Source organism: Salmonella sp. 5800, from assembly GCF_046558195.1.
Lineage (GTDB): Bacteria > Pseudomonadota > Gammaproteobacteria > Enterobacterales > Enterobacteriaceae > Salmonella > Salmonella enterica.
Genome location: NZ_JBGDOX010000012.1, coordinates 88,154 through 101,353, shown reverse-complemented (window position 1 = coordinate 101,353; position 13,200 = coordinate 88,154). Strand labels below are relative to the sequence as shown.

Sequence of the window (13,200 nt, the reverse complement as noted above, 5' to 3'; positions counted from 1 at the left end):
AAACGTTCATCTTCCACAATAGCCCTCGGTGGATAAATTTGTCAGACATGATAAGTTTCTCTTCGTTATTTTCCTGAAAAAAATTCCCGACATGCCATAACCGATATAATTTTATTATATTTAAACTTCCAATATTTATTTAATGTTTCACGTAGCAAAGCGTACATTAATAATAATACACCGCCATATATTTACTGAACAAATAGTATAACGATGAGTATTGTTAAAAAGACCATGGACACCTCATATTTGTGACCAACATCATTATTCCCCTCCGCGGATTGTTTTACTTTTTTAAATGTTTTTTCATCTCCAATAAATAAGAAGGTTAATATACATTCATTTTATCGATAATATCGAATGGGGAAATAAATATGTTATTTACAAGGAAAGTCTTACCTGTATTATGCTGCCTGTGTTTGAGCGGCAGCGTTTTGGCCTCAGGCGTTTTAGACCCAAACAGACCAATGGTCGCATCAGCAGATGTCATTCCAGTACATGAAGGGCCATTAGGTATGGTCGATGTCGCCCCCTACGGCGGCGTTTTCCCATTAACAGCAATCATTAATAAAGCCAATCATAATGTACAGGACGTGAAGGTTACCGTTTTAGGGAAAGGGGAAAAAGGCATCCCGATCAGTTATGATGTCGGCCCGCAGGCTATAAATACCCATGACGGCATACCTGTATTTGGCTTGTATCCAGATTATGTCAATAAAGTTAAAGTTGACTGGACTGAAGAAGGTAAAAAACAAACTTATACGTGGTCCATTTACGCCGCACCGGTATCATTACCCTCTACTACCGGACAAACTGCCGTTCTTCCTACAGTAGAACCGGTTAAAGTCGATAGCTCGCTTAAAAATCGCTTATATCTTTTTAACCATATAACAGGGATGCCAAGAGCCGGCCACATTATGCATGTCGCAGGCGGCGCGGCGAACTGGGATTATACCGGTATCAACTGGATTAGCGATACGAATGGCGATGTTCGCGGCTATATGAATATTGATAAATTCCGTAACCAGGATGATATAACGCGCTTTGGTTCCATGATGAGCTTCCATCAGGTTAACGATGGCAATCTTATTTTTGGCCAGGGTCAACGTTACTTTAAATATGATTTCTTAGGCCGCGTTATTTCCGATAAACGACTGCCAAAAGGATTTATTGATTTTTCGCACGCCATTACCGAAACGCCGAAAGGCACCTACCTGCTGCGTGTCGCAAAAGAAAATTATCCATTAAATGGTAAATACACCATCAATACGGTGCGTGATCATATTCTTGAAGTTGACCAGAACGGCGATACCGTCGATTACTGGGATCTGCCAAAAATCCTCGACCCCTATCGTGACGACGTTATTCTGGCGATGGATCAGGGAGCGGTATGTTTGAGCGTCGATGCCGAACATTCCGGTCAGGTCATGACCAAAGAGCAGCTTGCAAAACAACCCTTCGGCGATATCGCGGGCTCCGGCCCGGGCCGCAACTGGGCGCATGTTAACTCCGTCAGCTACGATCCTCGCGACGACAGCATTATCATTAGCTCGCGCCACCAGTCTGCCATCATCAAAATTGGCCGCGATAAAAAAGTGAAATGGATACTTTCCGATCCATCCGGCTGGAAAGGCGAACTGGCGAAAAAAGTGCTGAAACCCGTAGACAGCAACGGTAAACCACTAACCTGCGAAGCGCACCACTGCGACGGTGGATTTGACTGGACATGGACACAACATACCGGTTGGTTAGTGCCATCCAAAAGCACCGGAGGTAAAACCGTCGTGACCGCCTTTGATAACGGCGATGCGCGCGGCATGGAACAACCGGCCATGCCATCAATGAAATATTCCCGCGGCGTGGAATATCAGATTGACGAAAAAAATATGACGGTTTCCCAAATGTGGGAATATGGTAAAGAGCGCGGTTTTGACTGGTACAGCGCCATTACTTCCGTCACGGAATATCGCCCGGAAACCAAAACGATGTTCATGTACTCGGCTACAGCGGGAATGAGCGGTACAAAACCGATCGTTTCCGTTCTGGATGAAGTCAAAGACGGTACTCAGGATGTGATGCTGGAGCTAAAAGTACACAGTAACCGTGCCGGTATGCTGGGTTATCGGGCGCTGATTATCGATCCAGAGCAGATGTTTAAAAAATAAAGCGAGATAGTAAAAGTAAAACAGGCGGAAGCTAACTTCCGCCTGAATGGTTAAAACGTATTGTAGTTATGACATTCGCTTTATTACCCTCGAAGAGGAATGCAAAAATATCAATGAATTACCAATCCGGCACCGACCCGATAAGCGCAGCGTCATTAGACAAACGCCACAACATACCGCGCCTTTGCTGGTGATATGTCATGAAAAATCTCTTTATCGCCTGGTCAAGTTTACTGCTATATGGCTGCACAACCTTTCCACAAGCCGTAAAACCTACGACAGGCGGACAGCCCTCCCCGACGGAAATCTATATCGTCAGTCATGGCTGGCACACGGGAATTATTGCGCCGGCCCATGATGTTAATACCGTTTTGCCACAGCTTAAAAAACGGTTCGCTCAGGAGACGCAGTGGTATGAAATCGGCTGGGGCGATAAGGGCTTTTATCAGTCACAAGAAATAACCACCGCGCTTACGCTCCAGGCCATGTTCTGGTCATCCGGTGCGGTTATGCACATCGTCGCCTTTTCCGGTAAACCAGAACGCTATTTCGCCGGTAGCGAGATAAAATCACTGCTCCTGCACACAAACCAGCGTAACAGTCTGATGCGTTATCTGGGCCGCAGCTTTGCGCGTGACGAAGAGGGTAATCTGATTCCGTTAAAACAAGGAATTTACGGCGATAGCCAGTTTTACGCCGCGAATGGCCGCTACGGCATACTCAATACCTGCAATAAATGGACAGCGAAGGGGCTGGAAAGCGCGGGACTGACTATAAATCCTGCGTTAAAACTCACGGCAGGAAGCGTAATGAAAGCGATTACGGATCACAGAATGTGTCTGAACAAATACTGTTATCCCTAGAAAACAAAAAAAGCGCCCTGCGGCGCTTTTTTTCTGGCGGTAACTTATTTGCTGCCAGGGATGCTGAAGCGCTTGTTGAAGCGCTCAACACGACCACCGGTATCAACAACACGCTGCTTACCAGTGAAGAACGGGTGGCATTTGCCGCACACGTCCAGGTTCAGGTCGTGACCCACGGTAGAGTGGGTTTTGATAACATTACCGCAAGAACAGGTTGCAGTAATTTCTACGTAATTCGGGTGAATACCTTTTTTCATGGGGAACCTCAGTGTAAGGCCGCGTCGCTCTTCCAGCCCTAACGCCAGACACCACGCGAAGTTAATAGTAAAGGGTTTGATGCTCACAACACGCACCAAAGGCGGCGAATCATACAGAATTTGACCACCGTATGCAAACTGATCCGCGCTCCCTTATCGTAATGTGTATACTACCCGACGAAATTTCAAGTCAGGAAGATGCTATGTCCGTCGCGCACGTTGCCTTGCCCGTTCCGCTTCCCCGAACCTTTGATTACCTGCTGCCGGAAGGCGGGGTCGCCAAAGCCGGGTGCCGCGTGCGCGTGCCGTTCGGCAAGCAGCAAGAGCGCGTGGGCATTGTCGTCTCGGTTAGCGACCACAGCGAATTGCCGCTCGATGAATTAAAATCGGTCATTGAAATCCTGGATAACGAGCCAATCTTTTCTCCCTCCATCTGGCGCTTACTCCTCTGGGCGGCGGATTACTACCACCATCCCCTCGGCGACGTTCTGTTTCACGCTCTGCCGGTTTTACTGCGTCAGGGAAAACCAGCCAGCAACGCGCCCCTATGGTATTGGTTCGCCACCGAAGAGGGGCAAGCCGTCGACATCAACAGCCTGAAACGCTCCGCCAAACAACAACAGGCGCTGGCGGCGCTGCGGCAAGGAAAGATCTGGCGCTATCAGGTAGCCGAGCTTGATTTTACTGACGCCACGCTGCAAACGCTGCGGCGTAAGGGGCTTTGTGAGCTTGCCAGTGAAACGCCCGCGTTTACCGACTGGCGGGAGCGTTATGCCGTCGCAGGAGAGCGCCTGCGGCTGAATACCGAACAGGCGACAGCAGTCGGCGCGATTCACAGCGCGTCGGACGGTTTCTCCGCCTGGTTGCTGGCAGGCGTAACCGGTTCCGGCAAGACCGAAGTGTATCTGAGCGTGCTGGAAAACGTCCTCGCCCAGGGCAAACAGGCGCTGGTGATGGTGCCGGAAATCGGCCTGACGCCGCAAACGATCGCCCGTTTTCGCGAACGTTTTAACGCGCCGGTGGAAGTGCTGCATTCCGGGCTAAACGACAGCGAGCGTCTTTCGGCATGGCTGAAAGCGAAAAACGGCGAAGCGGCGATTGTCATCGGCACGCGTTCCTCGCTGTTTACGCCGTTTAAAAATCTTGGCGTAATTGTCATCGACGAAGAGCACGACAGCTCTTATAAACAGCAGGAAGGGTGGCGCTACCATGCCCGCGATTTGGCAGTGTATCGCGCCCATAGCGAGCAGATCCCGATTATTCTCGGCTCCGCCACCCCAGCCCTGGAAACGCTATGCAACGTGCGGCAGAAAAAATACCGGATGCTGCGTCTGACGCGGCGCGCAGGCAACGCCCGCCCAGCCCTGCAGCATGTGCTGGATTTAAAAGGCCAGCGTCTTCAGGCGGGACTGGCGCCCGCCCTTATCGCCCGTATGCGCCAACATCTCCAGGCCGACAATCAGGTAATTTTATTTCTTAACCGCCGGGGATTCGCGCCCGCGCTGCTTTGCCACGACTGCGGCTGGATTGCGGAGTGCCCGCGTTGCGATCACTACTACACGCTGCACCAGGCGCAGCATCATTTACGCTGTCATCACTGCGACAGCCAACGTCCGGTACCGCGTCAGTGCCCCTCCTGCGGCTCCACACATATGCTACCGGTTGGGTTAGGGACGGAACAGTTGGAGCAGGTGCTGGCGCCCTTCTTCCCCGGCGTGCCGATCTCACGAATCGACCGTGATACCACCAGTCGTAAAGGCGCGCTGGAGCAGCATCTGGCGGAAGTTCACCGCGGCGGAGCGCGCATTCTGATAGGCACACAAATGCTGGCGAAAGGCCATCACTTCCCGGACGTCACGCTGGTGGCGTTGCTGGACGTCGATGGTGCGCTTTTTTCCGCAGATTTTCGTTCGGCGGAACGCTTCGCCCAGCTCTATACTCAGGTTTCCGGCCGCGCCGGGCGCGCGGGCAAACAGGGCGAAGTGGTGCTCCAAACGCACCATCCTGAGCATCCCCTGCTGCAAACGTTACTGTATAAAGGCTATGATGCATTTGCGGAGCAGGCGCTGGCGGAACGGCAAACGCTCCAGCTTCCGCCGTGGACCAGCCACGTCATTATTCGCGCAGAGGATCACAACAATCAGCAGGCGCCCGTCTTTCTCCAGCAGTTGCGTAATCTGATTCAGGCCAGCCCGCTATCAGACGATAAGCTGTGGATCTTAGGTCCGGTTCCGGCCCTCGCGCCAAAACGCGGCGGCCGCTATCGCTGGCAAATTTTACTTCAGCATCCTTCACGGATTCGCCTGCAACACATCATCAGCGGCACGCTGGCGTTGATCAATACGCTCCCGGAAGCGCGGAAAGTTAAATGGGTTCTGGACGTCGATCCGATTGAAGGATAGTCCTCACGATGCGAGGCGGATCGTAAAATTAAAGATCCATCACACTTTTTATGAAAATTCTGTAACCGCTTCCACGCACTATCTGATAAAAATGTTTTCGATGAGTGTTACCAGGGATAGATCTGCGCCAGCAGTTCCCAGGCGAGGAGAAAGAGTGAAATCGAACAAGCAGGTTACTGCCGCTACGATGAAGGATGTTGCGTTGAAGGCGAAAGTCTCTACGGCAACCGTATCCCGCGCGTTAATGAACCCCGATAAAGTCTCCCAGTCGACCCGTAGCCGGGTTGAACAGGCCGCGCTTGAAGTGGGTTATTTCCCGCAGTCGATGGGGCGAAATGTAAAACGCAATGAATCCCGTACGATTCTGGTGATTGTCCCGGATATTTGCGATCCCTTCTTCAGTGAAATTATCCGCGGTATCGAAGTGACCGCGGCAGAACAGGGGTATCTGGTGCTGATTGGCGATTGCGCCCATCAAAACCAGAAAGAAAAAACCTTTCTTAATCTCATCATCACCAAACAGATCGACGGCATGGTACTTCTCAGTTCCCGACTGCCCTTTGACGCCAGCGTTGAGGAGCAGCGCAATTTGCCTCCGATGGTGATGTCGAATGAGTTTGCGCCGGAGCTTGAACTGCCGACGGTACATATCGATAACCTGACCGCCGCGTTCAATGCCATGAACTACCTGTTGGATTTGGGCCACAAGCGGATTGGCTGTATTGCGGGGCCGGAAGATATGCCGCTCTGTCACTATCGCTTACAAGGTTACGTACAGGCATTAAGACGCAGTGGCATTGTGGTCGATCCGCATTACATCGCCCGTGGCGACTTTACCTACGAAGCCGGGGCAAACGCATTAAAGCAGTTGCTTGAGCAACCGTTGCCGCCTACCGCCGTCTTTTGTCATAGCGACGTAATGGCGCTGGGCGCCCTCTCCTGGGCCAAGCGCCAGGGTCTGAAAGTGCCTGACGATCTGTCGATTATCGGCTTTGACAATATCGCGCTAGCCGAGTTTTGCGACCCTCCGTTGACAACCGTGGCGCAGCCGCGTTTTGACATTGGTCGCGAGGCGATGCTGCTGTTGCTCGATCAGATGCAGGGGCAAAATGTGAGCAGCGGCTCGCGTTTAATGGATTGCGAGCTGATTATTCGCGGTTCTACGCGCGCTTTACCCTAAAGTAAATAGCTTTAAGACTCACCTGTCTGGTCAAAGGCCCGCCGCTTCAGTAACATGACGGGCTGACGAACGAATAAATACAGCGAAACGATAGTGGCACAACGAGATTATGTACGTCGCGGCCAACCGGCTCCTTCGCGGCGCAAAAAGAGCACCTCACGGAACTCACGGAAGAAGCAAAGCAACATGCCTGCCGTCTCGCCGGCAATGGTCGCGATTGCGGCAGCCGTCCTTGTGACCTTTATCGGCGGTCTGTACTTCATTACTCACCATAAGAAAGAAGAGTCCGAAACGCTACAAAACCAGAAAGTCACCGGCAATGGGCTTCCGCCAAAACCGGAAGAGCGCTGGCGTTACATCAAAGAGCTGGAAAGTCGCCAGCCGGGCGTGCGCACGCCAACGGAACCGTCCGCCGGCGGCGAAGTCATGAATCCGAATCAGCTCACCAGCGAGCAGCGTCAACTCCTGGAGCAGATGCAGGCGGATATGCGTCAGCAGCCGACGCAACTTAACGAAGTGCCGTGGAACGAGCAGACGCCAGAACAACGCCAGCAAACGCTACAGCGCCAGCGTCAGGCGCAGCAGCAGCAGCAGTGGGCTCAAACGCAGCCTGTTCAGCAACCACGTACGCAGCCGCGGGTAAACGAGCAGCCGCAAACACGCACGGTACAGTCCGCCCCGGCGCAACCCGCGCGCCAAAGTCAGCCGCCGAAGCAGACGGCCTCGCAGCAACCTTATCAGGATTTGCTGCAAACGCCGGCGCATACCAGCGCGGCAGCGCCGAAAGCCGCACCAATTACGCGCGCGCCTGAAGCGCCGAAGGCGACAGCAGAGAAAAAAGATGAGCGTCGCTGGATGGTGCAATGTGGTTCATTCAAAGGCGCCGAGCAGGCAGAAAGCGTCCGCGCTCAGCTGGCGTTTGAAGGCTTTGACTCCAAAATTACCACCAATAACGGCTGGAATCGCGTGGTTATCGGGCCGGTGAAAGGTAAAGAAAATGCCGACAGCACCATTAACCGTCTGAAGATGGCGGGCCATACAAACTGCATTCGACTCGCCACCGGGGGTTGAAACCCTCAAAATCTCCCCCATCTATACTTGCATTATGCCCCGTACGCCGTACGGGGCCGCAATTCAGCATTAGTAACCAAGGGGTCTGCTCGTGACAACAATAGTAAGCGTACGCCGTAACGGCCACGTGGTAATCGCCGGTGATGGTCAGGCCACACTGGGTAACACAGTAATGAAAGGCAACGTGAAGAAAGTCCGCCGCCTCTACAACGACAAGGTCATTGCGGGCTTTGCGGGCGGTACTGCGGATGCATTCACGCTGTTCGAGCTGTTTGAACGTAAACTGGAAATGCATCAGGGGCACCTGGTCAAAGCCGCCGTTGAACTGGCGAAAGACTGGCGTACCGACCGTATGCTACGCAAACTGGAAGCGTTGCTGGCCGTCGCGGATGAAACCGCCTCGCTCATCATCACGGGTAACGGCGATGTCGTGCAACCTGAAAACGATTTAATTGCTATCGGCTCCGGCGGTCCTTATGCCCAGGCTGCCGCTCGCGCTCTGTTAGAAAATACCGAGCTCGGCGCGCGCGAAATTGCTGAAAAGGCGTTGGATATTGCAGGCGATATCTGCATTTACACCAACCATTTCCACACCATTGAAGAATTGACCGCCAAAGCGTAAGGACCTCTCATGTCTGAAATGACCCCACGCGAAATTGTCAGCGAACTGAACAAACACATTATCGGCCAGGATAACGCTAAGCGTTCCGTGGCGATTGCATTGCGTAACCGCTGGCGTCGTATGCAGCTTGATGAAGAGCTGCGCCACGAAGTAACGCCGAAAAATATTCTGATGATTGGCCCGACCGGCGTCGGTAAAACCGAAATCGCCCGTCGTCTGGCAAAACTCGCCAACGCGCCGTTCATTAAAGTTGAAGCCACCAAATTCACCGAAGTGGGCTATGTCGGGAAAGAAGTGGACTCTATCATCCGCGATCTGACCGATGCCGCTGTGAAAATGGTTCGCGTACAGGCTATCGAGAAAAACCGCTATCGTGCGGAAGAGTTGGCGGAAGAACGTATTCTCGACGTACTGATCCCACCCGCAAAAAATAACTGGGGCCAGGCCGAACAGCAGCAGGAGCCTTCTGCCGCCCGTCAAACGTTCCGCAAAAAACTGCGCGAAGGCCAGCTCGACGATAAAGAGATCGAGATTAACCTCGCCGCCGCGCCGATGGGCGTAGAGATTATGGCGCCTCCGGGCATGGAGGAAATGACCAGCCAGTTGCAGTCTATGTTCCAGAACCTGGGCGGTCAGAAACAGAAACCGCGTAAGCTGAAAATTAAAGACGCGATGAAACTGTTGGTTGAAGAAGAAGCTGCTAAGCTGGTCAACCCGGAAGAGCTGAAACAGGACGCTATCGACGCGGTTGAACAGCACGGCATCGTGTTTATCGATGAAATTGACAAAATTTGTAAGCGTGGCGAAACCTCCGGCCCGGATGTTTCACGCGAAGGCGTACAGCGCGACTTACTGCCGCTGGTAGAAGGCTGCACGGTTTCAACCAAACACGGGATGGTCAAAACGGATCATATTCTGTTTATCGCCTCTGGCGCGTTCCAGGTGGCGAAGCCGTCTGATCTGATCCCGGAACTGCAGGGCCGTCTGCCGATTCGCGTTGAACTTCAGGCGCTGACCACCAGCGATTTCGAACGCATTTTGACCGAGCCAAACGCGTCCGTCACCGTGCAGTATAAAGCGCTGATGGCAACTGAAGGCGTCAATATCGAGTTCACCGATTCCGGTATTAAACGTATTGCCGAAGCCGCCTGGCAGGTTAACGAAACCACCGAAAACATCGGCGCGCGCCGTCTGCATACCGTACTGGAGCGTCTGATGGAAGAAATTTCCTATAACGCCAGCGATCTGCACGGCCAAAACATCACAATTGATGCGGAATATGTGAGCAAACATCTGGATGCGCTGGTCGCAGATGAAGATCTAAGCCGTTTTATCTTATAATCGCGTCCAATGCATTTTCATCACTGTTGATGGGGCTGAAAAGCCCCATTTTTATTGGCGCTAAATATGACTGAACAACAACAAATTAGCCGCACCCAGGCCTGGCTGGAAAGCTTACGACCCAAAACCTTACCCCTCGCCTTCGCGGCGATTATCGTCGGTACGGCCCTGGCATGGTGGCAAGGCTATTTCGATCCTCTGGTCGCACTGCTGGCCCTTATCACCGCCGGGCTGCTGCAAATTTTATCCAACCTCGCCAACGATTACGGCGACGCTGTCAAAGGCAGTGATAAACCGGATCGCATCGGGCCGCTGCGGGGGATGCAAAAAGGCGTCATCACCCGGCAGGAGATGAAGCGGGCGTTAATCATTACCGTCGTGCTGATCTGTATCTCCGGACTGGCGCTGGTGGCGGTCGCGTGCCATACGTTAACCGATTTTGTCGGCTTCCTGATTTTGGGCGGGCTGTCGATTATCGCCGCCATCACCTACACCGTGGGTAATCGGCCCTACGGCTATATCGGGCTGGGTGATATCTCTGTCCTGGTATTCTTTGGCTGGCTAAGTGTCATGGGGAGCTGGTATCTCCAGGCGCATACGCTGATTCCGGCGCTAATTCTCCCGGCCACCGCCTGCGGTTTACTGGCGACGGCGGTGCTGAATATTAATAACCTGCGCGATATTAATAGCGACAGAGAGAACGGCAAAAATACCCTTGTGGTACGACTGGGCGATGTCAACGCGCGTCGTTATCACGCCTGCCTGTTGCTAGGTGCGCTGCTCTGTCTGGCGCTGTTTAATCTGCTCTCGCTACACAGTCCGTGGGGATGGTTGTTTATTCTGGCCGCACCATTGCTCATTAAACAAGCGCGCTACGTAATGCGCGAAAGGGAGCCTGCGGCAATGCGCCCGATGCTTGAACGTACCGTTAAAGGCGCGTTGTTAACCAACCTGTTATTTGTGATTGGGATACTCTTAAGTCAGTGGGCCGTTTAACTGACAAATATCAATTAACAATTGATGATTTTGCCAACAGTATACTTAGCGCGATATACTAAAAATTCTCGCAGCAACTGAACGTTAAGCCTATGAAATACGATACTTCCGAGCTTTGTGACATCTATCAGGAAGATGTCAACGTCGTGGAACCACTGTTCTCTAATTTTGGAGGGCGGTCGTCGTTTGGCGGACAAATCATCACGGTAAAATGTTTCGAGGACAACGGGTTGCTGTACGATCTGCTCGAACAAAATGGCCGTGGTCGGGTTCTGCTGGTCGATGGCGGCGGTTCTGTCCGCCGTGCATTAGTCGATGCGGAGCTGGCGCGTCTGGCCACGCAAAATGAATGGGAAGGGCTGGTTATCTATGGCGCGGTGCGTCAGGTGGACGATCTGGAAGAGCTGGATATCGGCATTCAGGCGATCGCCGCCATTCCGGTTGGCGCCGCAGGTGAAGGCATTGGGGAAAGCGATGTGCGCGTCAATTTCGGCGGCGTGACGTTCTTCTCCGGCGATCATCTCTATGCCGACAACACCGGGATTATCCTTTCCGAAGACCCGCTTGATATCGAGTGATCAAAAAAGGCGCCGTAAGGCGCCTTTTTTATGCGTTGTCGCTGATTGCCGGATAGCAGCTTACGCCTTATCCGGCCCACCGGTATCCGCATTCTAAATCCTCTATAGATTTCGCGTCAGGGCAAGGCGGCAAGTAAGTGAATCCCCAGGAGCATAGGCCACTATGTGACTGGGGTGAACGCACGCAGCCAACGCCGCCATAACGTGAAATATGACGAGGATTAGACTTCTTCCATACGACCAAGCAGCGCCTGCAAACGTTCCTGCCAGCCGCTCTGCTGTTCCTTCAGAGAATTATTTTCACGCTCGAGTTCTTCACGCTGATGCTGTGCAGACTGCACTTCCTGCGTCAGGCTGTTGTTCTTTTCTTTCAGCTCTTCAATTTCCATCTGTAACAGGGTGATGGTGTCAATCGCCTGCTGTACTTTTGCTTCCAGTTTCTCAAACACTTCTAAAGACATGATCTTACCTCTCCTGAATTGCAAGGCGACGCTTCACGTAAACGCGCACAATATATAGTGTCGATTGTATGAAGCCCCGCTCTCGCTGTCCAGCGACATACCGCGTAGATCGCGGTTTGCAGCAATTTTCATCCATCTCCTGGTAACATTCATTCAATAACTTAAAAGTGTTAACATATTGGTTAATGAAATGATTCAATTCACTCTCTTCTGCTGTCTCAAAATGCGCCTCATGGCGCGATAACGCTCATTTTATTGACGCAGTACACACATTTTGATTTCGATATTTCTCGTTTTTGCTCGTTAACGATAAATTAACAGTGTGCCTACAGGGCATCGTGGATGTCCATGACCTCCTCGCATACCAATAATCATTACATACTCTTCAGGATCCGATTATGAGTCAAACATCAACCTTAAAAGGCCAGTGCATTGCTGAATTCCTCGGTACCGGGTTGTTGATTTTTTTCGGTGTGGGTTGTGTCGCTGCGCTTAAAGTTGCCGGAGCTACTTTTGGACAGTGGGAAATCAGCGTCATCTGGGGTCTGGGGGTAGCGATGGCTATCTACCTGACGGCAGGTGTTTCTGGCGCACACCTGAACCCGGCAGTGACCATCGCACTCTGGCTATTTGCTTGTTTCGACAAACGTAAAGTTGTTCCTTTTATTATTTCTCAAGTTGCCGGCGCCTTTTGCGCAGCGGCGTTAGTTTACGGGCTTTATTACAATCTTTTTGTGGACTTCGAACAAACCCACCATATCGTCCGTGGCAGCGTTGAAAGTCTCGATCTCGCAGGCATTTTCTCAACTTACCCGAATCCTCATATCAATTTTGTGCAGGCCTTCGCGGTTGAAATGGTGATTACCGCTATTCTGATGGGGCTGATTCTGGCGCTGACCGACGACGGTAACGGCGTACCTCGCGGTCCGCTTGCGCCACTGCTCATTGGTTTACTGATCGCCGTTATCGGTGCCTCTATGGGGCCGTTGACCGGGTTTGCGATGAATCCGGCGCGTGACTTTGGCCCCAAAATGTTCGCCGGGCTTGCCGGTTGGGGTGAAATTGCATTTACCGGCGGTAGAGACATTCCTTACTTCCTGGTGCCGCTGTTTGGCCCCATCGTCGGCGCCATTCTGGGCGCGTTTGCTTATCGCAAATTTATTGGCCGTCATTTGCCGTGCGATACCTGCGTCGTGGAAGAGAAGGACTCCACCGCGACCACACAACAAAATGCTTCGCTGTAATCTGATTACGGGACAAAATT

The 13,200-nt window shown here is 52.3% G+C and carries 12 protein-coding genes; 10 read left to right on the top strand and 2 right to left on the bottom strand.

Annotation, left to right across the window (positions count from 1 at the left end):
* Positions 1-374 precede the first annotated feature (374 nt).
* Positions 375-2,165, top strand: coding sequence for an aryl-sulfate sulfotransferase (locus ACLJZ5_RS19445; protein WP_000899639.1), 1,791 nt, complete (start codon positions 375-377; stop codon positions 2,163-2,165).
* A 200-nt stretch (positions 2,166-2,365) separates the two neighbouring features.
* The gene (locus ACLJZ5_RS19440; protein ID WP_024798178.1) at positions 2,366-3,028 is read left to right on the top strand and encodes a TIGR02117 family protein; all 663 of its coding nucleotides are present in this window, start codon (positions 2,366-2,368) and stop codon (positions 3,026-3,028) included.
* 44 nt (positions 3,029-3,072) lie between these two features.
* Here the strand turns inward: ACLJZ5_RS19440 and rpmE are convergent, their stop codons facing one another.
* Positions 3,073-3,285 carry a 50S ribosomal protein L31 gene (gene rpmE, locus ACLJZ5_RS19435; RefSeq protein WP_000715284.1) on the bottom strand — a complete coding sequence of 71 codons (213 nt, stop codon included), beginning with the start codon at positions 3,283-3,285 and terminating at the stop codon, positions 3,073-3,075.
* A 203-nt stretch (positions 3,286-3,488) separates the two neighbouring features.
* Here rpmE and priA point away from each other — a divergent pair, with 203 nt between their 5' ends.
* The 7 genes from priA (at position 3,489) to rraA (ending at position 11,475) form a co-directional block, all read left to right on the top strand.
* Positions 3,489-5,687 (top strand): primosomal protein N', encoded by a 2,199-nt coding sequence (priA, locus tag ACLJZ5_RS19430; RefSeq protein WP_000109397.1) that lies wholly within the window; start codon positions 3,489-3,491, stop codon positions 5,685-5,687.
* Between the two features lie 154 nt (positions 5,688-5,841).
* Positions 5,842-6,867 (top strand): DNA-binding transcriptional regulator CytR, encoded by a 1,026-nt coding sequence (gene cytR, locus ACLJZ5_RS19425; protein ID WP_000841339.1) that lies wholly within the window; start codon positions 5,842-5,844, stop codon positions 6,865-6,867.
* 93 nt (positions 6,868-6,960) lie between these two features.
* Positions 6,961-7,938, top strand: coding sequence for a cell division protein FtsN (ftsN, locus tag ACLJZ5_RS19420; RefSeq protein ID WP_000068809.1), 978 nt, complete (start codon positions 6,961-6,963; stop codon positions 7,936-7,938).
* 91 nt (positions 7,939-8,029) lie between these two features.
* Entirely contained in the window at positions 8,030-8,560 is a 531-nt protein-coding gene (hslV, locus tag ACLJZ5_RS19415; protein WP_000208240.1) for an ATP-dependent protease subunit HslV, read from the top strand.
* A 9-nt stretch (positions 8,561-8,569) separates the two neighbouring features.
* Complete coding sequence (gene hslU / locus ACLJZ5_RS19410; protein ID WP_001293360.1) at positions 8,570-9,901, top strand: HslU--HslV peptidase ATPase subunit; 1,332 nt, start codon at positions 8,570-8,572, stop codon at positions 9,899-9,901.
* A 66-nt stretch (positions 9,902-9,967) separates the two neighbouring features.
* Positions 9,968-10,897 carry a 1,4-dihydroxy-2-naphthoate polyprenyltransferase gene (gene menA / locus ACLJZ5_RS19405; RefSeq protein WP_000139639.1) on the top strand — a complete coding sequence of 310 codons (930 nt, stop codon included), beginning with the start codon at positions 9,968-9,970 and terminating at the stop codon, positions 10,895-10,897.
* A gap of 92 nt (positions 10,898-10,989) precedes the next feature.
* Positions 10,990-11,475 carry a ribonuclease E activity regulator RraA gene (rraA, locus tag ACLJZ5_RS19400; protein ID WP_000872918.1) on the top strand — a complete coding sequence of 162 codons (486 nt, stop codon included), beginning with the start codon at positions 10,990-10,992 and terminating at the stop codon, positions 11,473-11,475.
* Between the two features lie 221 nt (positions 11,476-11,696).
* Here the strand turns inward: rraA and zapB are convergent, their stop codons facing one another.
* Positions 11,697-11,936: a septal ring assembly protein ZapB gene (zapB, locus tag ACLJZ5_RS19395; RefSeq protein WP_000051370.1), complete on the bottom strand. Its 240-nt coding sequence runs from the start codon at positions 11,934-11,936 to the stop codon at positions 11,697-11,699.
* A gap of 398 nt (positions 11,937-12,334) precedes the next feature.
* On the opposite strand from zapB, the gene ACLJZ5_RS19390 reads away from it, so the two are divergent.
* Positions 12,335-13,180 (top strand): MIP/aquaporin family protein, encoded by an 846-nt coding sequence (locus tag ACLJZ5_RS19390; RefSeq protein ID WP_000084285.1) that lies wholly within the window; start codon positions 12,335-12,337, stop codon positions 13,178-13,180.
* Positions 13,181-13,200: the final 20 nt, after the last annotated feature.